Source organism: Oricola cellulosilytica (assembly GCF_019966575.1).
GTDB classification, from domain to species: Bacteria; Pseudomonadota; Alphaproteobacteria; order Rhizobiales; family Rhizobiaceae; genus Oricola; species Oricola cellulosilytica.
In genome coordinates this window covers 368277-394177 of sequence record NZ_JAINFK010000005.1, presented here as the reverse complement: position 1 = coordinate 394177, position 25901 = coordinate 368277, and the positions used below count along the sequence as shown (strand labels likewise).

Below are 25901 nucleotides of genomic sequence, written 5' to 3'. Positions count from 1 at the left end.
CCCTTCTTTTTTGGCCGGGCGCGGCCTTTTCACCGTTCCCGCACTCTTGCGGAACGCCAGGCGGTCAGGGTCGCCGCGGCGAAGGCGGTTGCGCTCAGGATGAACCACGCGCCGGGCAATTCGAACGCCGGCGACGGCGATGACACGTGAGCCAGAACCAGCGAGGCGAGGAACGGGCCAATGATGATGGCAAGCGCGTTGATCGCATTCAGCGCTCCCTGCAATTGACCCTGGCGCGTGGCGTCCACCGTGCGCGAGCAGATCGCATTCAGGGCGGGGCCGCCGAAGCCATTGCCGACGGCGTAACCGGCGATCAGCGGATAGACCATCCACCCCTGGTCCGCGAGCGCGTAGAGGGCGAGGGAGAGGCCGCTTACGGCAAATCCGGCGATCACCGTCGCCCATTCACCGAGCCACCCGACGACCGGGCCCACCAGAAATCCCTGAATGAGGAAATACAAGGCGCCGACGAAGGCTAGGGACCAGGCGGCCTCGCGAACGCCCCAGCCGAACCGGAAATCGGTGTAGAGCACCCACGTGCCCTCGAGTCCGCGCTGGGCTGTCGCGGTGACAAAGAGTGCGATCATCAGCGGTAGCAGTGCCGGAAAGGCTGCAATGCGCCTCAAGGCCGCGAACGGATTGATCTCGCGCAGGGCCACCGGCCGCCGGTTCTCCTGTTTGAGGGACTCGGGCAGCGCCAACAGGCCGAACGCCACGTTCAATGCTGCCAGCGCCGCGGCGGTGTAGAAGGGGAGACGGATGTCGATCGCTCCCAGCATCCCGCCGAGAAGCGGGCCAAGCACAAAGCCGATACCGAAGGCCGCGCCGATATAACCGAAATTGCGGGCCCGGTTCTCCGGCGTGGAGACGTCGGCCATATAGGCATTCGCAGTGGTCGCAGTGGCGCCGAATATGCCGCCGGCGAGGCGCGCGAAGGCGAGCCAGACAAGGTTGGGGGCAAGAGCGGTGAGCAGGTAATCGAGGCCGAGGCCGGCGAGGGTGACGAGCAGGACGGGGCGGCGCCCAAAGCGGTCGGACAGGGTTCCGATCAGCGGAGAGAACAAAAACTGCGCGACCGCATAGACGGTGCCGATGATCGCATAGGCGGCGGCGGCCTCCGACACCGAACCGGTACCCATCTGCTGGATCAGTTTCGGCAGAACCGGCCATGCAAGGCCGACGCCAAGCATGTTGATGAAGACGGTGATCAGAAGAAAGACGGTGGCGCGGGTCTTTCCCAGGTCCGACCCTGCAGGGCTTTGCTCCACAGTGGTCAGCCGGCGTGATCCTTGGCGATGGGCTCCTGGTAGCTGAAGCCGAGATCCCAAGGGAAATAGATCCAGGTGTCCTGGCTGACCTCGGTGACGAAGGTATCAACCAGCGGGCGGCCCTTGGGCTTGGCGTAGACGGTGGCGAAATGCGCCTTCGGCAGCATTGCACGCACGAGACCGGCGGTCTTGCCGGTGTCGGTCAGGTCATCGACGATAAGAACGTTCTCGCCGTCATTGGCCAGCAGCTCTGCGTGAACTTCCTTCAAGACCTCGATCTCGCCCTGCTTGGAATAGTCATGGTAGCTGGCGACGCAGACCGTCTCGATGACGCGGATGCCAAGTTCGCGCGAAATGATCGCGGCGGGGACAAGACCGCCACGGGTGATACAAACGATCGCCTTCCACCCATTGCCCATGCCTGCGATGCGCCAGGCGAGGGCGCGGGCGTCCCGGTGGAACTGGTCCCATGAAACGGGAAAGGCTTTTTCGGGCAGTGACATAGGGCAGTCTCGGCGGTCGGATTGAAGGTGGGGAGCGACATAGCGGGAATGGCGCTGCCCAGCAAGCTTGGCCGTCATCCACAGTGCCTCATCCTAACCGGTCGGGACATTCAGCTGTGGAGACCTTACATGTTCGGGTCGGCCCGGCGGTGCGGTACGGTCCGTCATCGATGCGCCACGGTCAGCCAGCCAGTTCGTTCACCATCGCGCGGACGGTCTCCTCGGCGGCGTCGAGACGGCTTTCGTCGCTGCTGCGCAGAACGATCTCGGTCCAGAACTTGCCGGCATCGTATTTCGGGTATGAGCCGATCGCGACATCGGCGTAATCGTCCTGTATCCCCGACAGCGCTTCTCCGATCGTTCCCTCGCCGACGGGACAATGCACCGTTCGCGAAAGCAGAGTTCGTCCCGTGCGCAAGGTCGGCACGACATTGTCGAGCATCGCCTGAAAAATCGCCGGCACGCCGGCCATCACATGAACGTTGCCGATCAGAAATCCGGGCGCCCTGGAAATCGGATTGTCGATGTGAAAGGCGCCCTCCGGCATCCGCGCCATGCGCTTGCGCGCTTCTGTGAACTCGATGCCACGCTGCTTGTAATGCGAGCCGAGAATTTCCATCGCGCGGGCGTCGTAGTCCCATGGCAGGCCGAACGCGCGGGCGATGGACGGAGCGGTGATATCGTCATGGGTCGGGCCGATGCCGCCCGAGGTGAACACGTAGGTGTAGCGCACGCGCAGAGCGTTGACGGCCTCGATGATCGCGTTTTCGTCATCTCCGACGATGCGCACCTCCTTCAGGTCGATCCCGATTGCCGTCATCACGGCGGCCAGATGACCGGCATTCTTTTCGCGAATGCGACCCGACAGGATCTCGTCGCCGATCACCAGCATGGCCGCGGTGACGATCGGCACGGAGTCGCGTTGCCTGCCGTCGGGCAGGTTTTCCGGGTGTTGCGTCATGCCGGTATTCTTAGGCAGGTTGCCACATGTTGTGAAGCGGGAAGAAACCCGGGGCTGTCCTGCCCTGCGAGGTCGAAGCCGGTATGGGGCGGAGCGCAACGGTCGCCTTCGCTTCTTGATTGTCGCCTGCCAAGCGGCTAGGCGGGAATGGTTGCCCCCTTGGCGGAACTGGTAGACGCAAGGGACTTAAAATCCCTCGGCCTCGGCCGTGCCGGTTCGAGTCCGGCAGGGGGCACCAAGAAGCCGGGTGCGCCGACGCTTCCGGGCCGTTCGGGTTTCGGGCGTACGATCAGCCGGGCAGCCGCCCGCCGATCGCGTCGGTGATCTCATCGGCCGCCTGGCGCACGAGTTCGCCAAGCGCGGCATCGCGGCCTCCCGTCATCCGCACTGTGGGGCCGGATACCGAAACACCGGCCACCGCTTCGGCGAACTGGTTGAAGATCGGCGCAGCGATGCAGCGCATGCCGTTCGTCCGCTCCTCGTCGTCGACGGCCCAGCCGCGCGATCTTATCGTATCCAGTTCCTCGAGCAGCGTGTTCTCGGCGACGATGGTGTGGTCCGTGAACATCTCGAGTGCGCCGCCGCGCAGGGTCGCGCGGGCCTGCTCGATCGGCTGGTAGGCAAGGATGGCCTTGCCGATCCCTGAAGCGTGAACCGGTCCGCGCGTGCCCGGACGGAAGAACGCACGGATCGGCTCGTGCGTCTCGATCTGGCTGATGAAGATGACCTCGCCGTGGTCGATGATGGCGAGGTTCGCGGTCTCACCGCTCTCGACCATCATCCGCTCCATCACTACCCGGCTCTGTTCGACCAGCCGCGTGCGGCGCAGGAAGCTGCTGCCGATGCGAAACGCACCGGCGCCGACGTGCCAGAGCTGGGTCCGCTCGTCGAAGTCGACAACCGCATGCAGTCCGAACGTCGTGAGGATGCGGTAAACGGTCGCCGGCGACTGATCTCCGGCTTCGGCTATCTCCGTGAGCGACATGCCGGAGCCATCCGATACGATCTTCAACACCGCGAGCGCCCGGTCGAGCGACTGGATCGTTACGCTTTCGGTCTTGTCGTGAAATGATTTGGGCCGGCCGCGGGCCCTGCTCATCGTTTTCGCCATCGTGCTGTCTCCGGTCTTCCGCTCTAATCCGTCTCCATGAAAAACGATTTTGCGGAATGAAAAATGCAAATCCTTTTGAAATCAGCTAATTACAAGAAAGACAGCAAAATGAAAAACTTTTTCAAAAAAATTGTGCCTGAATCCCTCCGCATGTAGCCTGTGATTGCGCCGCAGCAATGCGCCCAATCCGGGAGGTCCCATGATGATTCCGCAGAACCCCGTCTTCATTCCTGGTCCGACCAACATTCCGGACGAGTTGCGCCGCGAAATCGACTTCCCGACCATCGATCACCGCTCATCGGTCTTTCCCGAGATGCTGGGCCCCGTGCTCAAGGGACTCCAGCGCATTCTGAAAACCGAGATCGGCAGAACGCTCGTTTTCCCGGCCACGGGGACCGGCGCATGGGAGGCGGCCGTCACCAACATGCTTTCGCCGGGCGACAAGGTGCTCGCCGCCCGTCACGGCATGTTCTCGCACCGCTGGATCGACCTCTGCCGGCGTCACCGCCTCGACGTCGAGGTCGTTGAGGAGAGCTGGGGCAAGCCGGCACCGGCGGACCAGTTCGAGCGCATTCTCGCGGGCGACAAGGCGCACGCCATTCGCGCCGTACTCGTCACGCATAACGAAACGGCGACCGGCGTCCGCTCCGACGTTGCGGCTGTCCGCAAGGCACTCGATTCGGCCAATCATCCGGCCCTTCTCCTCGTCGACGGGGTCAGTTCCATCGCGTCAATGGATTTCCGGATGGACGAATGGGGCGTCGACATCGCCATCACGGGATCGCAGAAGGGCTTCATGCTGCCCCCTGGCTTGGCGATTCTGGGAGTCAGCGAAAAGGCCCTCGATGCGATGGAAGCCGCAACCGGACCCCGCTGTTTCTTCGACATCGGCGAGATGCTGAAAAGCAACGCAAACGGTGGGTTTCCCTATACTCCGCCAGTCAACCTGATCAGGGGGCTTGCTCTCTCAATCAGAATGCTGGAGTCCGAGGGTCTGCACAATGTCTTCGCGCGTCATTTCCGTATCGCCGAGGGCGCGCGCAGGGCGGTGCGTGCATGGGGCCTCGGCCTGTGCGCGACGGAAACCCGCTATCAATCCGACACGGTCAGCGCGGTCGTCACCCCGGCGGGATTTGACGCCACGCGCATCGTCAACCACGCGGCCGAGAAGTACAAAGTGGCTTTCGGAGTGGGGCTCGGCGATGTCGCGGGCAAGGTCTTCCGCATCGGGCATCTCGGCTCGATGACTGACGTGATGGCGCTGTCCGGCATCGCCACGGCGGAAATGGCAATGGTCGACCTCGGTCTTCCGGTCCGGCTAGGCGCGGGTGTCGCCGCAGCGCAGGAATTCTACCGGGCGAGCGAGAGCGACGTTCACGCATGGGCGGCCTGAGACGATGAACATTCACCCGGAGGCGCCGTCGATGGACATCCCGACCTTTGCCGACATGCTGGCAGCTCATGAACGCATCGGACCCTATATCCACCGCACTCCGGTGCTGACGTCGAGCCATATCGACGGGCTGGCGGGCGCGGAGCTGTTCTTCAAATGCGAAAATCTTCAGAAGGCCGGCGCATTCAAGGCGCGGGGCGCCTCGAACGCGGTCTTCGGCCTCACTGACGAGCAAGCCGCGAAGGGAGTGGCCACCCATTCTTCCGGCAATCATGGCACCTGTCTCAGCTACGCGGCTGGCCGACGCGGAATTCCCTGCACGGTGGTGATGCCGCGCACCGCGCCGCAGGCCAAGAAGGACGCCGTGCGCGGCTATGGCGGGCGCGTGGTGGAATGCGAACCATCGACGTCGTCGCGAGAGGCGGTCTTCGCCGAGGTGGTGGCGGAGACCGGGGCCGAATTCGTTCATCCCTATAACGATCCGCGTGTCATCGCCGGGCAGGGGACCTGTTCGCGCGAACTCGCCGAGCAGGTGGAGGCACTCGACGCCGTCATCGCGCCGATCGGCGGCGGCGGCATGGTCTCGGGGACCTGCCTGTCTCTTTCGAACATCGCGCCCACGGTAAAAATATACGCCGCCGAGCCGGAGCAGGCCGATGATGCGTACAGGTCATTCAAGGCGGGGCGGATCATCGCGGACGACGCCCCGACGACCGTGGCCGATGGGCTGAAAGTGCCGCTCAAGGAACTGACCTGGCACTTCGTCTCCAGCCACGTCACCGACATTCTCACAGTGTCGGAACAGGAAATCATCGACGCGATGAAGCTCATCTGGAAACGGATGAAGATCGTGATGGAGCCTTCCAGCGCGGTGCCGCTGGCGGCGATTCTGCGCAATCGCGAGCTTTTCGCCGGCAAGCGCGTCGGTGTCATCATCACCGGCGGCAATGTCGATCTCGACAAGCTGCCCTGGCTCTCCTGAACCGAAGGAAGACAACATGAACGCTCCCTTGAATTTCAGCGAACTGGAAGTCGGTTTCGATGTCCCGGCCGTTCCCGGCATGGACGAAAAAGATATCCAGACCCCCTGCCTCGTGCTCGATCTCGATGCGCTGGAACGCAACATCAGGAAAATGGGCGACTACGCCAAGGGGCACGGCATGCGCCACCGGGTCCACGGCAAGATGCACAAATCGGTCGATGTGGCGAAGCTTCAGGAGAAACTGGGCGGGTCCGTCGGCGTCTGTTGTCAGAAGGTGTCCGAGGCCGAGGTTTTCGCGCGCGGCGGCATCAAGGACATACTGGTTTCCAACCAGGTGCGCGATCCGGCCAAGATCGACCGGCTTGCCCGGCTGCCGAAACTCGGTTCCCGCATCATCGTCTGCGTCGACGACATTGCCAATGTGGGCGACCTGTCGGCTGCGGCGCAGAACCATGGAACGCAAATCGAATGCTTCATCGAGATCGATTGCGGCGCGGGCCGCTGTGGCGTGACCACAACCGAGGCCGTGGTGGCGATCGCCAAGGCGATTGACGCCGCGCCGGGCCTCAAATTCACCGGTATCCAGGCTTATCAGGGCGCAATGCAGCACATCGATAAGTACGAGGATCGGAAGGCCAAGCTCGATACCGCAATCGCGATGGTGAAAGACGCCGTCGAAGGCCTGAAAGCCGTGGGGCTGGAGCCCGAACTCGTTTCCGGGGGCGGCACTGGATCCTATTATTTCGAGTCGAATTCCGGCGTCTACAATGAGCTGCAATGCGGCTCCTATGCGTTCATGGACGCCGATTACGGGCGCATTCTTGACGAGAAGGGGAATCGCATCGACCAGGGAGAGTGGGAGAACGCGCTGTTCATCCTGACGAGCGTGATGTCGCACGCGAAGGCCGACAAGGCGATCTGCGATGCCGGACTCAAGGCCCAGTCCGTCGACAGCGGGCTGCCGTTCATCTTCGGCCGCGATGACGTCAAATATGTGAAATGCTCCGACGAGCACGGTGTGATCGCCGATCCGAATGGCGTCCTGAAGATCGGCGAAAAGCTGAAGCTCGTTCCGGGTCATTGCGATCCCACATGCAATGTCCACGACTGGTATGTCGGTGTGCGGAACGGCAAGGTCGAGACGCTGTGGCCGGTTTCGGCGCGCGGCAAGGCCTACTGATCCGCTGCGCGATCATAAATCGACGGGGCCGGTTGCCGCCGGCCCCGACTGCATTCAACGGAAAGACGCCATATGATCATCGTCCCCGAAAAAGAAATCGGCGCCCTGATAACCCGCGCGGACGCGTTCACCGCGGTCGAAAGCGTGTTCGCCTCGATGGCGAAGCGCACTGCTACCAATTTTCCGGTAATCCGTGAGGCGATCGGCCATGCCGACGCGCTCTACGGTTTCAAGTCAGGCTTCGACCGCGCCGCGCTCAATCTCGGGCTTAAATCCGGCGGGTATTGGCCGGGCAACGCGGCCAAGGGCATCACGAATCACCAGTCGACCGTGTTCCTGTTCGACGCCGACAGCGGGCGCTGCCGCGCCGTCGTGGGAGGCAATCTGCTGACCGCGCTACGGACCGCCGCAGCGGCAGCCGTCTCCGTCGCGCATCTCGCGCGCCGGGACTCCAAGGTGCTCGGCATTGTCGGCGCGGGCCACCAGGCGGCGTTCCAGTTGCGCGCTGTCGCCGAACAGCGCGGATTCGAGCGGGTCGTAGCGTGGAACCGGACGGCGAGCAAGCTGGACGGGCTGGCGAAAGCGGCTGGAGAGATCGGCTTGCCCTTCAAGGCGGTGTCACTGGAAGAACTGGGCGCACAGGCGGATGTGATCGTGACGATCACCTCGAGCTTCGAGCCTGTTCTCCTCGACCGGCATGTGAAACCCGGAACGCATCTGGCCTGCATGGGAACCGACACGAAGGGGAAGCAGGAAGTCGAAGCCGCGCTCGTCGCGCGGGCCACGCTGTTCACCGACGAGGTCGCCCAGTCGATCAGCATCGGGGAGTGCCAGCACGCTATCGCGGACGGTTCGGTGACCGAGGGCGATGTCGGCGAACTCGGGGAGGTGATCAACGGCGACCGGCCTGGCCGCCGTGCCGAGGACGAGATCACTCTGTTCGACGGGACCGGGGTCGGCCTGCAGGATCTGGCGGTCGCTGGTGCAGTGGTCGATCTCGCCGTTGAAAAGGGTGTGGCGCTCGAGGTCGATCTGACCTAAATCCTTAGGTCCTGCAGGTATTTGGGGTGAGAGTGGCCAGGAAACCGATCACGGTTGCGATAAACGGGTTTGGCCGCATCGGCAGGACGATCCTGAGGCAACTCGTTGCCGGAAATTTGCCTACGGACATCCGGCTGCTCCGCCATTTTCTGCCGCAAGTGGGCGATCGGATCACCGGCTCGCTCCGGGTCACGACGCCAGTGTTTCGGCGATTGACGCGACCCTACAATTGTCCAAGCCTGCGGGCGAAGATCGTGTTGCCGGAGACAATGCAGGCCGATGGGCATCAGGTTCACGTCTTTGGCTGGTATGACAATGAATGGGGCTTTTCCAGCCGCATGATCGATGTTGCCCGGATGATGGCAGCGCGCAAATTTTAGGGGGGGAGATACGCAGATGGCAGACAGCAGCGAAAAAGCCGCGATGGAACGCCAGGCGGCACTGGACTATCACGAGTTTCCGAAGCCCGGAAAACTGGAAATACGCGCGACCAAGACGATGGCGACAAGCCGCGATCTAAGCCGTGCCTATTCGCCGGGCGTGGCCGAGGCCTGCCTCCAGATCGCTGACGATGCGAACAATGCGCGCCGCTACACGTCGAAGGGAAACCTGGTCGCGGTGATCAGCAACGGCACCGCGGTGCTTGGCCTCGGGGACATCGGCGCGCAGGCATCGAAGCCGGTGATGGAGGGCAAGGCGGTCCTGTTCAAGAAATTCGCGGGAGTCGACTGCTTCGACATCGAGATCAACGAGGCCGACCCGGAGAAGCTGGCCGAAATCGTCTGCAAGCTCGAGCCGACGTTCGGCGCGATCAATCTGGAGGACATCAAGGCCCCGGACTGCTTCCTCGTTGAACGCATCTGCCGCGAACGCATGGGCATTCCGGTTTTCCATGATGACCAGCACGGCACGGCGATCGTCGCGTCTGCGGCAGCCGTCAACGGCCTGCGTCTTTCCGGCAAGAAAATCGAGGATATCCGTATCGTCGCGCTCGGCGCCGGGGCGGCGGGCATTGCCTGCCTCAAGATGCTGATGACGATGGGCGCCCGCCACGAGAACATCCTGATGCTCGACAGCAAGGGCGTCGTGCACAAGCAGCGGAACGGATTGACCCCGGAAAAGGAGATGTTCGCGCAGGACACGACGTTGCGCACCATCGAGGAGGCGCTGGAGGGCGCGGACATGTTCCTCGGCGTTTCGGGTCCAGGTCTGCTGACGGCAGAGATGGTCGCCCGCATGGCCGACAATCCGATGATTTTCGCGCTCGCCAATCCAACGCCCGAGATCATGCCGGAAGAGGCGCGCAGGGGTAAGCCGAACGCGCTGATAGCGACCGGCAGATCCGACTATCCGAACCAGGTCAACAATGTGCTGTGCTTTCCGTTCATCTTCCGCGGCGCACTGGACGTCGGCGCGACCGAAATCAACGATGCGATGAAGATCGCATGCGTGGAGGCGATTGCGGGGATAGCCCGCGCCACGACCTCGGCGGAGGTCGGCCAGGCCTATCGCGACGAGCGGCTGACCTTCGGGGCGGAATATCTGATCCCAAAGCCCTTCGACCCGCGCCTGCTGCCGACCATCGCGGTTGCTGTTGCCAAGGCCGCCATGGATTCCGGCGTCGCCACCCGGCCGATTGACATCCCGACCTACAAGGAGAGCCTTCAGGCGCAGGTCTACCGCTCGTCCATGATCATGCGCCCGGTCTTCGACGCGGCGCGCCAGGCCGACAGGCGGATCGTCTTCGCCGAGGGCGAGGACGATCGGGTGCTGCGTTGCGCCCAGGCGATGATCGAAGAGCGTGTCGACGTGCCCGTCCTGATTGGCCGGCCCGATGTGATCAACGCGCGCATCGAACGCGATGGCCTGGCGATCCGGCCGGACCGCGATTTCGAGATCGTCAATCCGGAGAGTGACGAGCGCTACAGGGACTACTGGCAGACCTATCACGCCGTCACGCAGCGGCGCGGCACGACGCCGGATCTCGCCAAGGCCGTGATGCGAACCAACACCACGGCCATAGCCGCGATCATGGTCAATCGGGGCGAAGCCGACAGCATGATCTGCGGAACCTTCGGCCAGTATCACTGGCATTTGAACTATGTGCGCCAGATCCTGGCCACCAGCCAGTTGAAGCCGGCTGGCGCCTTGTCGCTGATGATCCTGGAAGACGGCCCGCTGTTCATCGCCGACACCCATATCAATATCGAGCAGACCCCGGACACACTGGCGAACACCGTCATCGCGGCCGCCCGGCATGTGCGTCGTTTCGGTATCGCGCCGAAGGTCGCGCTTTGTTCGGGCTCTCAGTTCGGCAATCTGGACAGCCCGTCCGGACGTGTGATGCGACGTGCGCTGGAAATTCTGGACACTTGCGACCTCGATTTCGAGTACGAGGGCGAAATGAATTCGGACACGGCGCTGAACGCCGAACTTCGCGAGCGGCTGTTTCCGAATTCCCGGTTGTCCGGCAAGGCGAACGTGCTGATCTTCGCCAACATGGATGCGGCAGGCGCGGCGCGCAATCTGCTGAAATCGGCGGCGAACGGTCTCGAGGTTGGGCCGATCATGATGGGTATGGGCAACCAGGCCCATATCGTCACGCCGGCCATTACCGTGCGGGGCCTGCTCAACATGGCGGCTCTCGCCGGGGCGGACGTGTCGACCTATGCGTGAGGACGGGATGCGGCCGCCGGAGGGCCAACGTCAGCCGACCGTGTAGGGCTGGTCGAAGAAATGCTCTTCGAGATTGGTTCCTTCGCCGGCCCAATCCACGACAACAAAATCCGAGGTGTCTTCCAGGGGCGTCAGGATGCCGTGCCAGACGTTCCTCTTGAAGTTCACGCCCTGACCGGGTGCAGTCAGAAAGGCCTTCAGGTTCGCCGGCGTGCCATCGTCATCGTCGCAGACGACGACGAGGAACGGCCGCGATGACAGCGGAATGAACGCCTGGCTTCCGAAGGGATGGCGTTCGACCATCGGGATCCTTGCGGGGAGTTCATATGGCTCACCCGTGACAATGCTGACGATCGGGCGCGCGCCCGGGCCGGTTACGTCGATCTCGGCCAGATCGTGATAGCGGGTACACATTCCGCTGTTGATGGGAAACGAGCGCGCGTGCTCCTTGTCAATGACTTGCCCGTACGGGTGGAACGCGTCTGCGTCGAGCATTTCCGGCTTCATATTCAACATGGCTCGAGGCTCCGCCTGTCGGCTTTCCGACCGCCGGCGGACCGTCCGCCGGCTCCGGATATGGTTGTGTTCCACTCGGGGTATGGGCCGGGGCGGCCTGGCGCCGCCCCAACCCGCTCAGGCGCTGCGGGGGACGGCAACCGTGCTGCGCATCAGCACCACGTGGAACAGCCCTCCCAGAACCGCGCCGATCACCCAGCCGTAGCCGGAGAGCTGTGCGAGGGCAGGAACCCAGACGGTCGCCACGGAAAAGACAGCGGCCACGCCGAAAGCGGCGACCGCCCGGCCGTTCCATCCATTTCCGTAAAAATATTGGCCAGCCGGATCGGCGGAAAACATGTCGTCAACCGAGACGCTCTGCCGGCGTACGATGTAGTAGTCCGCGACAAGAATTCCGTAGAGAGGGGCGAGGATTGCACCCAGCGTATCGACGAAGGCGGCGATGCCGATATTCGAGATAAGCGGCACCCACAGCGCGCCGATAAAGAAAGCGATGACCGCCGTGATAACTCCGCCCATCCGGGCCGAAATCTTTCCGGGATTCAGGTTGGCGATATCGTAAGCCGGCGGGATGAAATTGGCGACGAGATTAATGCCGACGGTTGCGGCAAAGAAGGTCACCGCTGCAATCAGCGTCAGGAAAACGTTGTCCACGCGGTCGACGATGTCGGCCGGGTTCACGAGTTTTTCGCCGAACAGCACGACAGTGCCCGCCGTGACAAAGAGGGCGATGAAGGAGAAGAATGCCATCGACACCGGCAGACCCCAGAAGTTTCCTGCCTTCATCGCGCCTTCGGATTTCACGAAGCGCGAGAAGTCACCGAAATTGATGATAACCGCGGCAAAATAGGCGATCATCGTACCGATAATCGCGATGAAGGCCGCGACGGGTCCTCGCGGATCGGACGCTTCCGAACCCTCGAAGATCGAACCGAGCGCGCCGAAGATGCCGTTGCCTGCCTTCCACCAGATCGCGATGCAAAGCGCGATCATGACGGCGTACACGAACGGACCGGCCCAGTTCAGGAACTTGCCGACCCAGTCGATGCCTCGCATGAACAGCGCCACCTGGAAGACGCAGACGATGAGGTAGGAGAGCCAGCCGATCGCGGACATGCCGAGAAACTCCGCTCCGCCCTTCAGTCCGAAGACTGTGTTGAGCAGCAGGGCTACCGCGGTCGAGGCGAAATAGGTTTGCACGCCGTACCAGAAAATGGCGACGATGCCGCGGACAAGGGCGGGAAATCTTGCTCCGTAGACGCCCATCGAGGCGCGCGCCATGACCGGATAGGGCACGCCGTATTTCACCGAGGGCTTGCCGGTCAGGTTGACGAGCAGCATCACGAAGAAGCCTGCAATCACGATGGCGGCGAAAACGGCCCAACCGTTGAGGCCATAGGTGATGAACAGCGACGCGGCCAGAGAATAGCCGAACAGGCTCTGGATGTCGTTGTTCCATACGTTGAAGATTTCAAATGACCCCCATTTCCGCTTTTCGGGCGGCAAGGGAGCCAGGTCCTCATTATAGAGGGCGCCTTCTCCGGCACCTGTTTTCTGTATCGTGGCCATGCGACTTCCTCCAGTCCGATCTGCCCGTCTCGGCCCTTTTTGCAAAACGAATCACCGAACGGCATGCCATCAAGAATTGCACCTGACATGTTACATGGTATGTTGACCTTACGATATCTCGAAATACCAAGAAGGACTTTCAGGATAATCGCGATAATCGGAGGATGTCCTTCATGAACGACCAATCGAGGATCGGCACGTCCGATCTGCTGACTGAGCGCGCTTACGACGCGCTTGTTGCCCGGCTGCGTGACGGAAGTCTGCAGAGCAGTGCGTTCATGTCGATGCCCATGCTCGTCGAACAACTCGATCTGCCGCTCGCGGCTGTGCGGGAAGCTGTCAAACGCGCGGAAAGCGGGGGTCTGGTCACGGTTCTGCCCAAGCGTGGCGTGATGATCATGGATGCGGGGCCGGAAACTACCCGGGAATGCCTCGATCTGCGTGCGATCTTCGATTGCGAAGGCGCGCGCCGTCTGATCGAAAAGGGTATCGACATTCCGCTCGGCAGGCTTAGAGACGCGCACGAAAAGCTGCGCGAGGCTGCAACGGCGAATTTAACGCCCGAACTGCCGCGGCGGGCGATGGAAACGGATTTGTCCCTGCACGACGCGCTGTCGCGCGGCCTCGGAACGCGCCTTGCCGCACGGCTGTACGCGGAGAATCGCAACCGCATCGCCATCATTCAGAATACACGGCCGTTTCTCTCAGACCGCATCGTTTCCGCTATGGACGAACACCTGGAGATTATTGCGGCGCTGGAGGCGCGAGACGCGGACCGTGCGGCGGTGGCGATCCGCGATCACTTTCACCACACATTGCGATGGTGGGGCGTCACGCCCTGACCGTCGCGCGCGTCACACGGTTGATGACGCTTGCCGTCAGGGCCGATAACGACCCAGCGACGGGTGACGATTCACGTCCTTGTAGAGCAGGTAGCGAAAAGGTCCGGGACCTCCCGCATAACAGGCCTGCGGACAGAAAGCCCGGAGCCACATGAAGTCACCGGCCTCGACCTCAACCCAGTCGGTGTTCAGCTTGTAGACGGCCTTGCCTTCGAGGACGTAGAGGCCGTGCTCCATGACGTGGGTTTCCTCGAACGGAATCACGCCCCCCGGCTGGAAGGTCACAATAGTGACATGCATGTCGTGGCGCAGGTCAGCCGGATCGACGAAGCGCGTCGTTGCCCACGCGCCCCCGGTATCGGGCATCGCAACAGGCTCGATTTCGCGCTCGTTGGCGATGACGGGATCGGGGGCGTCGAGCCCAGAGACGGCGTCGTAGCGCTTGCGGATCCAGTGGAAGCAGGCGTCCTGGCTGCCGCGATTTTCGACGGTCCACGCCATTCCCGGCGGGATATAGGCGAAGCCGCCGAGTTTGAGCATGTGCGGGGTGCCGGCGATCGTGAGTGTCAATTCCCCGGATGTCACGAAGATCGCGGCCTCGGCGCCTTCGTCCGGTTCCGGATTTTGGCTTCCGCCGCCCGGCTTCACTTCCATGACGTACTGGGAAAACGTCTCGGCGAAGCCCGACAACGGCCGCGCGATGATCCATGCGCGGGTGTTCGACCAGTGGGGAAAATAGCTGGTTACGATGTCGCGCATTACGCCGCCCGGAATCACAGCATATGCCTCGGTGAAAATGGCACGCCCGGTCATGAGCTGCGTTTGCGGCGGCAGTCCGCCCTCGACATTGTGGTACGAGCGGTGTTTCCCTGTCTGATCCAGCATGGAGGGGTGTCCCTGAGATGACGGCGGGCGATGCGTTCGGTCCGGTCGCACGCGGTTTCGATTTCGAGTTCGCAGCGGTTCACAACGCGATCTTCGAAAGTTTCCAAAAATCGCGCCCCATGTTTGTGGCTGCCATCTTTGAATTTTCATTTTATCAGAAAAGGCATGGCCTATTTTCAAAAAAAATAAGAAACACTGTTCCGGAAAACCTGTTCAGCATAGCTCGCCCACGAGCCGCCGCTGCTTTCGCGGCTCGGCGTTCCGCCTGACCCTAGTCCAGAAGCTTCGCGCAGGATTCAACAATGTGGTCCATGAAAAGGCGGGCCTTGGGATCCTGCAATCTCTTGTGCGGATAGACGCAGGACAATGGCGTTGGTGTGGGGGGCGTTTCCCCGGCAACCTCGACCAGTTCGCCGGAAGCCAGTTGTTCGTCGACCTCAAATCGCGGCTTGTTGACGATGCCGCACCCGGCAAGCGCCCATCCGGTCAGCACGTCCCCGTCGTCGGACTCCAGGGGGCCGGCGACGTTGAACCGCTTTGTCTTTCCATCGACCAACAGGTTCCAGAAAAACTCGCTTGCGCCAGGATAGCGGAGCAGAAGGCACTGGTGATCGCGTTCAAGCAACTCGTTCCCGTGCGCCGGCTTGCCGTGTCGTTCGATATAGCCGGGCGAGGCGCATAGCACGCGGTCGAAGTCCCTGATATGCCGAACGCGCATGTTCGAGTCGGACAATTCCCCCAGAACAAGCGCGAGGTCGAGACCTTCGCCGGCAACGTCGATCTTGCGGTCCGACAGGCGCAGGCGAATGTTGAGCTCCGGATACTTTTCCTTGAACGCCGGGATGGAGGGCGCGACGAGTTTCTTGCCGAGACCGAGTGGCGCCGCGATAAAGATGGAGCCGCGGGGCGTCTTGGTAATCTCCCCGATCTCGGATTCGGCATCGACGATCGCGTCGAGAACGCGAGTCGCTCCGGCATAAAAAACCTTGCCCTGTTCCGTGGGCTTCAGGGACCGGGTTGTCCTGTGAAACAGGCGGACACCCAGATGTTTCTCGAGTTCGCCGATCCGGCTGCTTGCAACGGCGGCGGAAATGCGAAGATCCCTTCCTGCGGCCGACATGCTTCCCAGTTCGTGGGCACGCACGAAAGTCCTCAGATTGTTTACGTAGGACACGGGCCAATTTTCAAAACATTTGCGAAACGGCTTGAAAATTACTCCGGATTTTTGAAAAACTCAAGCCGTGCCTGAGCCGGACTGCAGCGTCGCCAGCTTGTGTGGAAGCGGCCCTCCAGACGACGCTTCGTCACGCGCCTGTTCGCGGGTTGAGAATTTCCAGAACCATTGCCGCCGTCCAGGTGAAGCTGCCGCCACCGAGCGGTGCACCGTCGGTGGGGTCGTAGTATTCGGCGAAGCCGCTTTCGCGGATGAGGTCGAGGCTGGAGGCGCTGATCCGCTCCGCGGTTGCCACGGCCCCTGCGCGTGCGAGCCCGTCGGCGATCATGTAGTTGACGATCAGCCAGACCGGGCCGCGCCAGTAACGCCGGGCGTCGAAGCGCGGGTCGTCGGGATTGTGACTCGGCACGATAAACCGCGCCTTGGCGGCCAGCGTTTCGATCGTCGCCGCGATTGTCCTGGCCCGTCCGCCGGGGATCGCGGCGAAGGCCGCCAGCAAACCGCCGATCGAGGCGCTTTCGACAAGCGCGCCAGTGGTCCGGTCGCGGCAGAGGTACTGACCACGCGCCGAACTCCACAGGCTTTCCATCCCCGCTAGACCGCGCCGGGCGAACTCGCGGTTTTCCGCAGCGATCGCCGTTTCGCCGAGAGCTTCGGCAAGGTCCGCCAGGTCCGTGCAGGAGCGGAGCAGGATGGCGTTGAAGCCAGGGTCGACGATCTGAAACGGCGATGCGTCGTGCAGCTTTGCGTTGTCCCAGCCGAGCCCGCGAAAATGCTCGACCAGCCAGAGATAGCGGTCGTACTGATCCTTCGTCGGACGGTGAGCGGGGGCGGCGTGCTGGGTGTCCCGCCGGATGTAGGGCGCGATTCCTTCCGTCGGCACGCGTTCGAAGGCCTCGTCCCAGTCGATCGAATTGTCGCGGCCCGATTCCCAGGGGTGCAGGAGTGCGACGAGCCCTTCGCCTTGCGGGTCCCTGTTGGCGAAGAACCAGCGGTGCCATGCCGCGACCTTCGGCAACAGCGCCTTCACCCGTCTGGAAAGGACGTCGTGGTTTCTGGCGCGGTCCCAGAGCCTGCGTACCGCGAATCCCGCGACGGGCGGCTGGGTGATGCCGGAGGTTGGTGTCGGGCGCCCGGTCGCCCAGATCGAGGGGCCCGGAAAATAGCCGTCGTCGTCGACATGGAAGATGATGTGCGGGACCATGCCGTCCGGCCATTGATGCGCGAACAGCGTCTCGATCTCCCGCCAGGCCCGATCCTCGTCGACGTGCCACAGCCCGAGAGCGGTCAGACAGGAATCCCAGTTCCACTGGAAGGGATAGAGCCCCTTTGTAGGCACCGTATAGTTGCCGCGATCGTTCTCGCGCAGGACGTCGACTGCATCCCGGCTCAGCGTCTGGACATCGCTCATCGCACAGCTTCCATGGTTTCGGGATCGAACCAGCGAACCCGGTCCGGCTGGGGCACCAGCGACAGGTGGTCGCCGGGAGCGACGCTCAGATCGGAATCGACCAGGGCACGCAGCATCGAGCCGTCAACGTCGGTGGTGACGAGGGTGTGCGCGCCGAGCGGCTCGACCACGCGGACGGTGGCGGGGATGCCGTCTTCGCCAAGACGCATGTCTTCGGGGCGTATGGCAAACTCGATGCGGTCGCGCGGAGCGTTGGGGCCGGGGACGACCCGTCCGGCGACGGTCCACTGGTTCGTTCCGGCGCGGGTTGCGGGCAGGAAGTTCATCGGCGGATTGCCTATGAAACTGCCCACGAAGCGCGCCGCCGGGTTGCGGTAAACCTCAACCGGGTCGGCGGACTGGACGATGTAGCCGCCATTCATCACCGAGATCCGGTCGGCCAGCGACATTGCTTCGACCTGATCGTGGGTGACGTAGATCGTCGTGGTCTTGCTTTCCGCAAGCACCCCCTTCAGTTCGGCGCGCATCTCGAGGCGCAGCAGCGCGTCGAGGTTCGACAGCGGCTCGTCCATCAGGATGACGTCCGGCTCCATCGCCAGCGCCCGCGCCACGGCGACCCGCTGGCGTTGGCCGCCGGACAACTGGCCCGAGTAGCGCTTCAGCAACTGTTCAATGTGCATCAATTCGGCTGTGCGTTTCACCCGGCGGTCGACCTCGCTCTGCGGAAGCTTGGCCATCCGCAAGCCGAACGCGATGTTCTCGAACACCGTGAGGTGGGGGAATACCGCGTAGTTCTGAAACACCATGGCGATCCCGCGCTCGCGGGGCGGGAGCTTGTCGACCCGCCTGTCTCCGATCCAGACCTCGCCCTGGCTTGGGGTCTCCAGGCCGGCGATGATCCGCAGGAGCGTCGTCTTTCCGCATCCGGATGCCCCGAGGAGGACCATGAATTCCCGGTCGCGGATCGTCATGTCCACCGAATGCAATGCGGTGAAGGCGCCGAACTGTTTCGCCACGTTCTTGATACGAATTTCAGCCATGTCGAGCTTCCTAAGTCGAACTTCCTAGCGGTTTGCGATGCCCCACATCGCGAACAGGTATTTGCGGACGGCGAAGATGAAGATCAAAGCCGGAAGAACCAGCATCGCGCCGCCCGCGAATTTTAGCGGCAGCGGCGATACGTCGAGGCTCTGCAACAGAAACGCCGTGAGAGTGCGGTTCTGGATCGTGAGCACGGCGGCGGCGAATACTTCGTTCCACGAGATGACGAAGGCGAAGACCGCCGAGGCGGCGATGCCGGGCAATGCCAGTGGAAGAATTACCTTGTAGAACGCCTGGATTCGGGTGCAGCCCAGCGTCCACGCCGCTTCTTCCAGTTCGACCGGGATGCCGGAAAACAGCGAAAAGGTGATCAGCACTGCAAACGGCAACGCCAGTGTGGCGTGGACCAGCGCCAGGCCCAAAATGGTGTCGTCCAGTCCTGTGCGTATGAACATGATCGCCAACGGGAGCGCCAGGAGGGGGAGGGGGAACGCCCGTGTCATGATCACCAGGAAGCGGAACGCTTCCTTTCCGCGAAAGTCGAACCGCGACAAGGCGTAGCCGGCCGGCGCACCGAGACCGATCGCAAGGATCATCGTAAGGCTTGCCACCTGTACGGAATTCCACAACGCGCGCAGAACCCCCTGGAACTTGAAGAAGAACGTCACCGACGCAAGATCGAAAGACGGGAACATCCGTTTCGGGAACGAGGTCACTTCCTCGGGCGAGGAAAGGGCGTTGATCATCAGGAAATAGATCGGCAACAGCACCCAGATGCAGAGCATCACCACGCCGGCGACGAACAGCCACTTGCTGGCGCTGCGGACCTCGTCACGGGTCACGGAAACCGTATCGGTCGCGGTGGTCATACCCTCGCCCCCTTTGGAACATGCAGAAGCCGAAGAATGAGGATGGTGAAGGCGACGGAAATCCCTAGGATTACCATGGCATAAGCGGCGGCGACGCCCCTGTCCTGCAGGGTGAACTGCCACTGGAAGGTTTCTTCCATCAGGACCGGGAAGTTCGTCCCGCCGAGCGCGATCACCACCGCGAAAACCTCGAAGGCGAGGATGACGCGCAGGATCAGCGCGGTCTGGAGGCTGGGCTTGAGCATCGGCAGGGTAACCTTTCGAAACCGCTGCCAGGCGGTGGCACCGAAGACCTCGGCGGCCTCGCCGTATTCCTTCGGGATCAATCCCATGCCGGCGACAAGGATGACCATCATGATCGCCGTCGCTCGCCATATTTCCGCAAGCGCGATGGCGGCGAAAATAACCATCGGGTTCTGATAGCTGAGGAACAGCACGGGTTGCTCAATCACCCCCAGTCCGTACAGGGCGGAATTGAGAAAACCGGTCTGCTCGAATATCGCAAGCCAGATCAGGCCGGCGGCCAGGTCCGAAATCCCGAGCGGGATCGCGAAGATGTAGAGAAGGGTGCTGCGGCCGGTCGAGAGTTTGGTGACGACGCTGGCCATCGCGAGCGACAAGGCCAACTGGACCGGAACGACGACCGCAGCAAGCAGCAGCGTGTTGCGCATGGCAGTGCCGAATTTCCAGTGTGAGACCATCCGCTGGAAATTGTCGAGGGAATAGGACCCCTCACGTGTGACGGATTCCATCGCCACAAGAACGAACGGGTAGAGGAAAAAGACGCACAGGAACGCCGTGGCCGGAAGCAGCAGCAAATAGGGCAAAAGGCGTGGCAATGGCGGCATCCTCCGCGAGCAGTATGGGAGAGCGCAGGGCGCTCTCCCTTGGCCGTCAGGTCTGGGTCAGTCGACGGGGCAGGGGCCGTCGGAGGGCTCATCCGGCGCCCAGCAGGGAGCCGCGGCTTGTTCGACGATTGCGGCAAGCGCGTCGCCCTGCTGATCGAGCACTGCCGGAATATCCTGTCCGGCAAGAATGATGCGCTCGAAGGTGTCGATGTAGACCTGGTTGAACTGGCCGCCGAGGTCACCGAGTCCCACCGGAAGCAGGGCAGGCATTGCATCAGACGCCGCCGTTGCCGCGGCGATCGCCTCGCCGGAGAGACGCACAGAGGCCGGCATGTCATCCGGCAAGGCAACATCGACCACCGGGAAGAAGTTGGTGGCCCGCAGCGTCGCGATCTGTGTTTCGGGCTTGAGCATGTACGCCACCAGTGCCTTGGAGGCGTCCATGTCGGGGGCAGTGGTCGGAACCGCTACTCCCGCAACGACCGGCATGAAAGCACGTCCGGCCGGACCTGCCGGTGGCGCGAAGGCGACGAAATCATCGGGACGCTCGTTGAAGGCATCGGCAAGCCGGGCGGTATGATCCCACGCGACCCAGACCTCCTCGCTCACCAACTGCTCCTGCATGAAGCTGTAGTTGGGCGAAGCGGGACTCGTAAACTGCCAAAGCTCGCGGAATTTCTCCCAAGCCGCGGCGGCTTCCTCCGAGCGGAATTTCGTAACCATCGATCCGGTGTAGGAAGGGATAAGGTAGCCTTGGAAGAACCGGTGCTTGAGTCCCTTGGGACCGGCGGGGAAGCCGAATTTCGGCCCTCCGGTGGCTTCCGCCATGGCCTTCATCCAGTCCACGAACTGGTCGTAGGTGAGCGCATTCAACTCCGCGCCGTCCGGCAGGAACTCCAGCGCCTTCTTGTTGGCGGCCATGATGTAGGTGGCCTGCATCCAGGGGATGTATTTCTGCTCGGCGGTCCCAAGGGTGCCCAGTTCGAGCAACGCGGATTTGACCGCGCTCGAGTCGATGTCGCCCAAGTCCGCCAGATTGTCCTCAAGTCCGGAGAAGTGGCCATGCAGGCCGCCGAGGACGGCGATCGTGCCGGAGCCCGCGCCGGCCTCCGCCTGCAGGCGGGTGAGCCATGGACCGAGTTCACTGGATTGATAGTCGACGCCACCTTCGAAACCCGAAAGGACTTGCTCGCGCATGGCCTGGGTCTCCTCGATCGGATTGGCCTGGGTGGACCAGAACAGTGGTTCGGCCAATACCCCGGCGGAGTAGATGGTGGTCACGGCAGCAAGCGCCGCACCCAACGAGCGATTTCGATTACCAGACATTTCAACCTCCCTGTGTTTGTCGGTAGTGGTAATGGTGCATTCAGTTTTTCGGCGCCGGTCCGTGGCTGCCGCGCAAGACCAGGCGCGGATGGACCAGTCGGGTTTCCGGCTTGCTGCTGTGCCCCGACAGGCTGCGCATGAGCATGCCGGCCATCTCTTGGGCGGAATCATGAATTCCGGTGTCGAAAGTGGTCAGTCCAGGTGGCACATGTTCGGCAGTGGGAATGTTGTCGAACCCGATGACCGAAATGTCCTCTGGAACGCGGAGCCCCAAACGAGCGGCTTCCTGCAAAACGGTAATCGCCAAGCCATCGAAAAGGGTCAGAATTGCCGTCGGCCGATCGGCGGCAGTGAGCAAGCGTTGGATCTCCTTTGCCCGCGTCTCACGGTCGAACCTCGGGGAGGCGGCGACCGCCAGCCGGACGGTGGGATCGTCCGTGCGGGCAATAGCCTCATTCAGACCGTCAAGACGCTGTCGCCTGAAGGTCATCGGCTCCGAGATGGTGACAAGTGCAAAGTGCCGATGGCCATGCGCGTAAAGCAGGTCGAAGGCCTCGATAAAGGCCGTCCGTCCATCGGTATCGAGCCAGTTGTAACCGGCCTCGGTCTTCAGAATCCGGCCATGGGCGACGAAGGGAAAGCTGCGTTGCATCAGGAAATTGACGCGCGGGTCTTCCTCGGTGACGCGAGCGAGCACCAGACCGTCAGCGCGGCCATCCCGCACGAGGTGCTCCACCACCGAAAGCTCCGATTCGCCTGGCGGTACAGCGGTCAGGAAAAGGTCACTTCCGTGTTCGGAGAGGCCAGCGCCAAGACCGGTGACGAATTCTCCCAGAAATGGGTCCTCGAACCCGTGGCCGCGCGTCGGCAGCACGAGGCCGACGAAGCCGGTCTGGCCGGAAACGAGGGCGCGCGCCGCCCGGTTCGGGACGTAGCCGATCCTGTCCGCGGCCTGTACGACCTTGCGGCGGGTCTCAAGCGAAATCCGCTCTTGCCCGGCGAGGGCACGCGAAGCCGTCGCAATCGAGATTCCTAGGCTTTCAGCCACATCCTTGAGCGTCTTGCCGCTGTCGGGCACGCGCTTCCTCCCATGGATCTTCGGTCCAAGTTCCACTCTATCGGATAAAAATCCTTAGTGCAAACGTTTGCACACGGTTATGCAAACGTTTGCACACAGTTATGCAAACGTTTGCGCATGGTGTTTCCCGCGAAAACTCGTTAAGTGCCGGAAAATGCAGAGATCTTGAACGGTGCCAATCCCGGAAAAAAATGACTGTGTATGTTTGGGCACTTCCGGGCGGGCGAGGCCACAGCGAAAGAGAGGAAGCGGTGAATGACTGACGGATCGAGCAACGGACGGAAATGGGCCGGGCTGGCCTATCATCGCGCGTGGCTTCTCGACCAGGCGAGTGGGTTGTTCGAGTTTTTCGAGCGTGACAGCATTGACCCCCGCGGAGGGTTTCATCAACTCGACAATACGGGCCGGCCGATCCTTCGGGAAGGGTCGCATGGCGGCCGGCCGGCACGCGAAATACACGCGACCTGCCGGATGGTGCACTGTTTTGCCATCGGCCGCCTGTTGGGGCGACCAGGGACTGACCGGTTTATCGACCACGGGATGGAGTTCATCTGGACATCCCACCGGGATCGCGTGAATGGCGGGTATTTTTGGGGAATTGGAGATGCCGGCCCGAGCGATCCCTTGAAGCAGGCCTATGGGCATGCATTCGTGTTGCTGGCGGCCTCGAGCGCCAAGGTTGTCGGTCACCCTGATGCTGACCGTTTGCTCGCGGATGTTAGCGAGGTTTTGCACACCCGGTTCTGGGAGGCCGACAGGGGGGCTTTCGCGGAGGAATTTGCGGCAGACTGGAGTCCAATCAGCAGTTACCGCGGCCAGAACTCGAATATGCACATGACCGAGGCCCTTATGGCTGCCCATGAGGCGACCGGTGACACGTCATATCTTGAGATGGCGGAAAGCGCTGCGACTTTGGTGATCCGCCGTCTCGCCGCCGAACAGGGGTGGCGGGTGGCCGAACACTTCGACGAAGCCTGGAAACTCGATCGCGATTACGCCAATGGCGACGTGTTTCGCCCCTTCGGCACCACGCCGGGCCATTCACTGGAATGGGCGCGCTTGCTGCTGCAGCTCTGGGAGATGACGGGCCGTCGAGCCAACTGGCTTCCGGAGGCTACGAAGGCCCTTTTCGCGCAGGCGACCGCCGACAGTTGGGACAGCGAGAACGGTGGATTTTTCTATACGCTCGATTGGAGCGGCGAACCGAGCCTGCGAAACCGCTTATGGTGGCCCTGCGCCGAGGGCATCGGCGCGGCCGCCTTTCTGAATGCCATCGACGGGGCTCCGGAATACGAAATCTGGTATCGCCGTATTTGGGATTTTGTTGCCGGCAAATTGATCGATCAGGAAAACGGTGGGTGGCGCACCGAGCCTGAGGAATCGAGGCGGCTGTCAAAGCTGTTCGACGGAAAACCCGACCTTTATCACGCGCTCCAGGCCTGTCTGATCCCGCTATTGCCCACGGCCGGCACGATAACCCACGGACTGCTGAATGAAGGGCTGAGTTAAGGGACGTTGGCCGCTTGGCGCCGCCGCCATCGGGTCAGGCGCGGGTTTCGGCCAGATGCGCGCCGAGCCTGTCGGCAAACGCCACGATCGTGGCCGTCGGGTTGGCGTAGCCGGATGTGGTGAAGATCGACGAGCCCGCTACATAAAGATTCTCCATGCCGTGGACCTTGCAGTCCCCGTCGACCACACCAGTCGTGGGATCCGTGCTCATTCGGGTGCCGCCCATATGGTGGTGCCCTGCCATCTCCTGGTTGGTGGGATAATCACCGCCATTGCGGATCCATTCGTCGATGCGAATGCGGCCGATGTCCTTGGTCGCAAGCGTTGCGCCGAAGAGCTTCAGACCCTCGAGAAGCGTGCGCCGTTCCAGTTCTCCCTTTTTCCAGTGAAGTTCGACGCGGGGAATCCCTGCGTAATCTCGCTGGTCTGAAGAGAGGGTGACCCGGTTTTCGGGCAAGGGCGCCTGTTCCCATGCCAATCCCACCCGCGCGCCGCACGAGAGGTTCTTGCCCGCTTTGGCCGCGAGCCATTGGGCGGCGGCCGGTGCGGTGCAGGCAAGTTCCGCAAGAAGTCTTTTTCCCCCCGTATAGCGCCGGGGCATGATGACCGCGTGAAAGTTCATCAGCCGGTTCAGGCGCATAGCCGCGGGTGTCGGCGCGAAATACGCCCAGCCGTCCACCTCCGCTCGATACGCCCCGGTGTCTTCGACGTAAATGTCGCCACCCTCGAATTCCGGATGCTCCATCCAGTATCGGCCCAGTGCGGCGGCTTCGGGGACAACGGGATGGCTTGACGTCTCATTGGACCACAGAAGAAGACGCGAATTCTCGATGCCGCCGGTGGCGACCACGAAACGCGGCGCATCAATCCGCCCGGCCGGCCGTCTGTTCGAATTGATATTCGCCGCGGTGACCCGGCCGTTCTCGGCGGCGAGATCCGTCGCATAGGTGTTGAGCACCACAGCGATGAGCGCGCTGTCCGCCAGTTCTCCGGCATATTTCGCGCCGAATCGGACCGGATCGCTGCGAATGAGGTGAATGCGCGAAATGTCGTCCGAGATCGGCAGGTCGTCGAGAAACCTGGGCAGACCGAGGATCTCTCGTGCCGAAGCGAAATGCGGCTCGATCGCCTCGCGTCCAATCGGCCACCCGCTATTTGGTATCCAGTCACGTTTCTCGAAGTCGTGCGGGTCAAGAAACCGGGTCCATCCGGTCCAGTGGCCCGATGTACCGCCGAGGTAGCGAAGGCGCGTGGCATCAAGGTCGAAATAAGGGTCGCCAATGGTGGTGCCCCGGTAGACGTCCTGCGATTCCTGCGAATACACCCTGCCGCCGGCATCAAGCAGAGCGCACGGAATTCGCGCCTTCGCAAGCCTGCGGGCGACAGTGATCCCGGCCGGGCCTGCTCCAACGATTGCTACCTGCGGAGCAAATCCTGATGAACGGTACTGCGCGGCGTCGTCAAAGATCACGGAGATCGCTCTCCTTCAGTATCCAGCCGTCGCGCATGACGATGCGATCAGTTCCGGTGATTTTTCGTGCCTGAAAGACGCAGCCAACAACCAGCGTGACGAATCCTGAAAGGAAATTGCGGCGGTTCACTTTTCCTGCGCATTTCATGACGGGTCTCCCAGCGGGCTTGCATGCCGTTCGTTCATACCACGGTTACCCTTCTCAACCGTGAAACGCGGCTTCGGCGGAAGGTTTTTCCAACGAAAA

At 62.3% G+C, this 25901-nt stretch carries 25 protein-coding genes and 1 tRNA gene; 10 read left to right on the top strand and 16 right to left on the bottom strand.

The annotated features are described in order from the left end of the window. Nucleotides 1-29: 29 nt before the first annotated feature. The 3 genes from LC298_RS14310 to LC298_RS14300 form a co-directional block, all read right to left on the bottom strand. The gene (locus tag LC298_RS14310) at nucleotides 30-1268 is read right to left on the bottom strand and encodes an MFS transporter (protein ID WP_131570330.1); all 1239 of its coding nucleotides are present in this window, start codon (nucleotides 1266-1268) and stop codon (nucleotides 30-32) included. Nucleotides 1269-1273: 5 nt separating this feature from the next. Next, nucleotides 1274-1771 (bottom strand): xanthine phosphoribosyltransferase, encoded by a 498-nt coding sequence (gene gpt, locus LC298_RS14305; RefSeq protein WP_131570332.1) that lies wholly within the window; start codon nucleotides 1769-1771, stop codon nucleotides 1274-1276. 181 nt (nucleotides 1772-1952) lie between these two features. Next, nucleotides 1953-2732: a competence/damage-inducible protein A gene (locus LC298_RS14300; protein WP_199223324.1), complete on the bottom strand. Its 780-nt coding sequence runs from the start codon at nucleotides 2730-2732 to the stop codon at nucleotides 1953-1955. A gap of 153 nt (nucleotides 2733-2885) precedes the next feature. Between LC298_RS14300 and LC298_RS14295 the strand changes: the two genes are divergently transcribed. Continuing rightward, nucleotides 2886-2970 (top strand) — tRNA-Leu (locus tag LC298_RS14295). Between the two features lie 51 nt (nucleotides 2971-3021). On the opposite strand, the gene bhcR is transcribed toward LC298_RS14295, so the two are convergent. Further along, the gene (bhcR, locus tag LC298_RS14290; RefSeq protein ID WP_131570334.1) at nucleotides 3022-3843 is read right to left on the bottom strand and encodes an HTH-type transcriptional regulator BhcR; all 822 of its coding nucleotides are present in this window, start codon (nucleotides 3841-3843) and stop codon (nucleotides 3022-3024) included. 202 nt (nucleotides 3844-4045) lie between these two features. Between bhcR and bhcA the strand changes: the two genes are divergently transcribed. From bhcA to LC298_RS14260, 6 genes are all read left to right on the top strand, one after another. Continuing rightward, nucleotides 4046-5236, top strand: a complete 1191-nt coding sequence (bhcA, locus tag LC298_RS14285) for an L-aspartate--glyoxylate aminotransferase BhcA (protein WP_131570644.1) — start codon at nucleotides 4046-4048, stop codon at nucleotides 5234-5236. Between the two features lie 31 nt (nucleotides 5237-5267). After that, entirely contained in the window at nucleotides 5268-6218 is a 951-nt protein-coding gene (gene bhcB, locus LC298_RS14280) for a beta-hydroxyaspartate dehydratase BhcB (RefSeq protein WP_131570646.1), read from the top strand. 16 nt (nucleotides 6219-6234) lie between these two features. After that, nucleotides 6235-7398, top strand: coding sequence for a 3-hydroxy-D-aspartate aldolase BhcC (gene bhcC, locus LC298_RS14275; RefSeq protein ID WP_131570336.1), 1164 nt, complete (start codon nucleotides 6235-6237; stop codon nucleotides 7396-7398). Between the two features lie 72 nt (nucleotides 7399-7470). After that, nucleotides 7471-8439 carry an iminosuccinate reductase BhcD gene (gene bhcD, locus LC298_RS14270; protein ID WP_131570338.1) on the top strand — a complete coding sequence of 323 codons (969 nt, stop codon included), beginning with the start codon at nucleotides 7471-7473 and terminating at the stop codon, nucleotides 8437-8439. A 32-nt stretch (nucleotides 8440-8471) separates the two neighbouring features. Further along, nucleotides 8472-8819, top strand: a complete 348-nt coding sequence (locus LC298_RS14265) for a glyceraldehyde 3-phosphate dehydrogenase NAD-binding domain-containing protein (protein WP_131570341.1) — start codon at nucleotides 8472-8474, stop codon at nucleotides 8817-8819. Nucleotides 8820-8835: 16 nt separating this feature from the next. Further along, nucleotides 8836-11115: an NADP-dependent malic enzyme gene (locus LC298_RS14260; protein WP_280176625.1), complete on the top strand. Its 2280-nt coding sequence runs from the start codon at nucleotides 8836-8838 to the stop codon at nucleotides 11113-11115. A gap of 30 nt (nucleotides 11116-11145) precedes the next feature. On the opposite strand, the gene LC298_RS14255 is transcribed toward LC298_RS14260, so the two are convergent. Together LC298_RS14255 and LC298_RS14250 are read right to left on the bottom strand one after the other, a co-directional pair. Beyond that, nucleotides 11146-11631, bottom strand: coding sequence for an ureidoglycolate lyase (locus LC298_RS14255; protein WP_131570343.1), 486 nt, complete (start codon nucleotides 11629-11631; stop codon nucleotides 11146-11148). Nucleotides 11632-11748: 117 nt separating this feature from the next. Beyond that, the gene (locus LC298_RS14250; protein WP_131570345.1) at nucleotides 11749-13200 is read right to left on the bottom strand and encodes an NCS1 family nucleobase:cation symporter-1; all 1452 of its coding nucleotides are present in this window, start codon (nucleotides 13198-13200) and stop codon (nucleotides 11749-11751) included. 173 nt (nucleotides 13201-13373) lie between these two features. On the opposite strand from LC298_RS14250, the gene LC298_RS14245 reads away from it, so the two are divergent. Continuing rightward, the gene (locus LC298_RS14245) at nucleotides 13374-14042 is read left to right on the top strand and encodes a GntR family transcriptional regulator (protein WP_131570347.1); all 669 of its coding nucleotides are present in this window, start codon (nucleotides 13374-13376) and stop codon (nucleotides 14040-14042) included. Nucleotides 14043-14078: 36 nt separating this feature from the next. On the opposite strand, the gene LC298_RS14240 is transcribed toward LC298_RS14245, so the two are convergent. Then, complete coding sequence (locus LC298_RS14240) at nucleotides 14079-14927, bottom strand: bifunctional allantoicase/(S)-ureidoglycine aminohydrolase (RefSeq protein WP_131570349.1); 849 nt, start codon at nucleotides 14925-14927, stop codon at nucleotides 14079-14081. Nucleotides 14928-14944: 17 nt separating this feature from the next. Here LC298_RS14240 and LC298_RS14235 point away from each other — a divergent pair, with 17 nt between their 5' ends. Beyond that, nucleotides 14945-15196, top strand: coding sequence for a hypothetical protein (locus LC298_RS14235; RefSeq protein ID WP_131570351.1), 252 nt, complete (start codon nucleotides 14945-14947; stop codon nucleotides 15194-15196). A gap of 2 nt (nucleotides 15197-15198) precedes the next feature. On the opposite strand, the gene LC298_RS14230 is transcribed toward LC298_RS14235, so the two are convergent. The 7 genes from LC298_RS14230 to LC298_RS14200 all read right to left on the bottom strand — a co-directional run bounded on the left by LC298_RS14230 (nucleotide 15199) and on the right by LC298_RS14200 (nucleotide 22674). Then, a complete protein-coding gene (locus LC298_RS14230; protein ID WP_131570353.1) occupies nucleotides 15199-16101 on the bottom strand; it encodes a LysR family transcriptional regulator in 903 nt (300 codons plus the stop codon). Between the two features lie 130 nt (nucleotides 16102-16231). After that, nucleotides 16232-17512 (bottom strand): amylo-alpha-1,6-glucosidase, encoded by a 1281-nt coding sequence (locus tag LC298_RS14225; RefSeq protein WP_131570355.1) that lies wholly within the window; start codon nucleotides 17510-17512, stop codon nucleotides 16232-16234. After that, nucleotides 17509-18552, bottom strand: a complete 1044-nt coding sequence (locus LC298_RS14220; protein WP_131570357.1) for an ABC transporter ATP-binding protein — start codon at nucleotides 18550-18552, stop codon at nucleotides 17509-17511. The genes LC298_RS14225 and LC298_RS14220 overlap by 4 nt, the downstream gene beginning before the upstream one ends. Nucleotides 18553-18576: 24 nt before the next feature. Beyond that, the gene (locus LC298_RS14215) at nucleotides 18577-19422 is read right to left on the bottom strand and encodes a carbohydrate ABC transporter permease (RefSeq protein ID WP_131570359.1); all 846 of its coding nucleotides are present in this window, start codon (nucleotides 19420-19422) and stop codon (nucleotides 18577-18579) included. Beyond that, nucleotides 19419-20270, bottom strand: coding sequence for a carbohydrate ABC transporter permease (locus LC298_RS14210; protein ID WP_131570362.1), 852 nt, complete (start codon nucleotides 20268-20270; stop codon nucleotides 19419-19421). The genes LC298_RS14215 and LC298_RS14210 overlap by 4 nt, the downstream gene beginning before the upstream one ends. A gap of 57 nt (nucleotides 20271-20327) precedes the next feature. Next, nucleotides 20328-21596, bottom strand: coding sequence for an ABC transporter substrate-binding protein (locus LC298_RS14205; RefSeq protein ID WP_131570364.1), 1269 nt, complete (start codon nucleotides 21594-21596; stop codon nucleotides 20328-20330). 40 nt (nucleotides 21597-21636) lie between these two features. Continuing rightward, nucleotides 21637-22674 carry a LacI family DNA-binding transcriptional regulator gene (locus tag LC298_RS14200; protein ID WP_131570366.1) on the bottom strand — a complete coding sequence of 346 codons (1038 nt, stop codon included), beginning with the start codon at nucleotides 22672-22674 and terminating at the stop codon, nucleotides 21637-21639. 255 nt (nucleotides 22675-22929) lie between these two features. Between LC298_RS14200 and LC298_RS14195 the strand changes: the two genes are divergently transcribed. After that, a complete protein-coding gene (locus tag LC298_RS14195; protein WP_131570368.1) occupies nucleotides 22930-24183 on the top strand; it encodes an AGE family epimerase/isomerase in 1254 nt (417 codons plus the stop codon). 34 nt (nucleotides 24184-24217) lie between these two features. Here LC298_RS14195 and LC298_RS14190 read toward each other — a convergent pair whose 3' ends face one another. Together LC298_RS14190 and LC298_RS14185 are read right to left on the bottom strand one after the other, a co-directional pair. Further along, nucleotides 24218-25654, bottom strand: coding sequence for a GMC oxidoreductase (locus LC298_RS14190; protein ID WP_131570370.1), 1437 nt, complete (start codon nucleotides 25652-25654; stop codon nucleotides 24218-24220). After that, entirely contained in the window at nucleotides 25644-25802 is a 159-nt protein-coding gene (locus tag LC298_RS14185) for a hypothetical protein (RefSeq protein ID WP_158284793.1), read from the bottom strand. Before LC298_RS14185 ends, LC298_RS14190 begins: the two co-directional genes overlap by 11 nt. Between the last annotated feature and the right edge of the window lie 99 nt (nucleotides 25803-25901).

Coding starts and splice junctions, on each gene's coding strand:
- LC298_RS14245 (WP_131570347.1), top strand. CDS start 13,374: ATGAACGACCAATCGAGGATCGGCACGTCCGATCTGCTGACTGAGCGC.
- gpt (WP_131570332.1), bottom strand. CDS start 1,771: ATGTCACTGCCCGAAAAAGCCTTTCCCGTTTCATGGGACCAGTTCCAC.
- LC298_RS14215 (WP_131570359.1), bottom strand. CDS start 19,422: ATGACCACCGCGACCGATACGGTTTCCGTGACCCGTGACGAGGTCCGC.
- bhcA (WP_131570644.1), top strand. CDS start 4,046: ATGATTCCGCAGAACCCCGTCTTCATTCCTGGTCCGACCAACATTCCG.
- bhcR (WP_131570334.1), bottom strand. CDS start 3,843: ATGGCGAAAACGATGAGCAGGGCCCGCGGCCGGCCCAAATCATTTCAC.
- bhcB (WP_131570646.1), top strand. CDS start 5,268: ATGGACATCCCGACCTTTGCCGACATGCTGGCAGCTCATGAACGCATC.
- LC298_RS14220 (WP_131570357.1), bottom strand. CDS start 18,552: ATGGCTGAAATTCGTATCAAGAACGTGGCGAAACAGTTCGGCGCCTTC.
- LC298_RS14255 (WP_131570343.1), bottom strand. CDS start 11,631: ATGTTGAATATGAAGCCGGAAATGCTCGACGCAGACGCGTTCCACCCG.
- LC298_RS14205 (WP_131570364.1), bottom strand. CDS start 21,596: ATGTCTGGTAATCGAAATCGCTCGTTGGGTGCGGCGCTTGCTGCCGTG.
- LC298_RS14195 (WP_131570368.1), top strand. CDS start 22,930: ATGACTGACGGATCGAGCAACGGACGGAAATGGGCCGGGCTGGCCTAT.
- LC298_RS14300 (WP_199223324.1), bottom strand. CDS start 2,732: ATGACGCAACACCCGGAAAACCTGCCCGACGGCAGGCAACGCGACTCC.
- LC298_RS14185 (WP_158284793.1), bottom strand. CDS start 25,802: ATGAAATGCGCAGGAAAAGTGAACCGCCGCAATTTCCTTTCAGGATTC.
- LC298_RS14235 (WP_131570351.1), top strand. CDS start 14,945: ATGACGGCGGGCGATGCGTTCGGTCCGGTCGCACGCGGTTTCGATTTC.
- bhcD (WP_131570338.1), top strand. CDS start 7,471: ATGATCATCGTCCCCGAAAAAGAAATCGGCGCCCTGATAACCCGCGCG.
- LC298_RS14210 (WP_131570362.1), bottom strand. CDS start 20,270: ATGCCGCCATTGCCACGCCTTTTGCCCTATTTGCTGCTGCTTCCGGCC.
- bhcC (WP_131570336.1), top strand. CDS start 6,235: ATGAACGCTCCCTTGAATTTCAGCGAACTGGAAGTCGGTTTCGATGTC.
- LC298_RS14250 (WP_131570345.1), bottom strand. CDS start 13,200: ATGGCCACGATACAGAAAACAGGTGCCGGAGAAGGCGCCCTCTATAAT.
- LC298_RS14260 (WP_280176625.1), top strand. CDS start 8,836: ATGGCAGACAGCAGCGAAAAAGCCGCGATGGAACGCCAGGCGGCACTG.
- LC298_RS14225 (WP_131570355.1), bottom strand. CDS start 17,512: ATGAGCGATGTCCAGACGCTGAGCCGGGATGCAGTCGACGTCCTGCGC.
- LC298_RS14240 (WP_131570349.1), bottom strand. CDS start 14,927: ATGCTGGATCAGACAGGGAAACACCGCTCGTACCACAATGTCGAGGGC.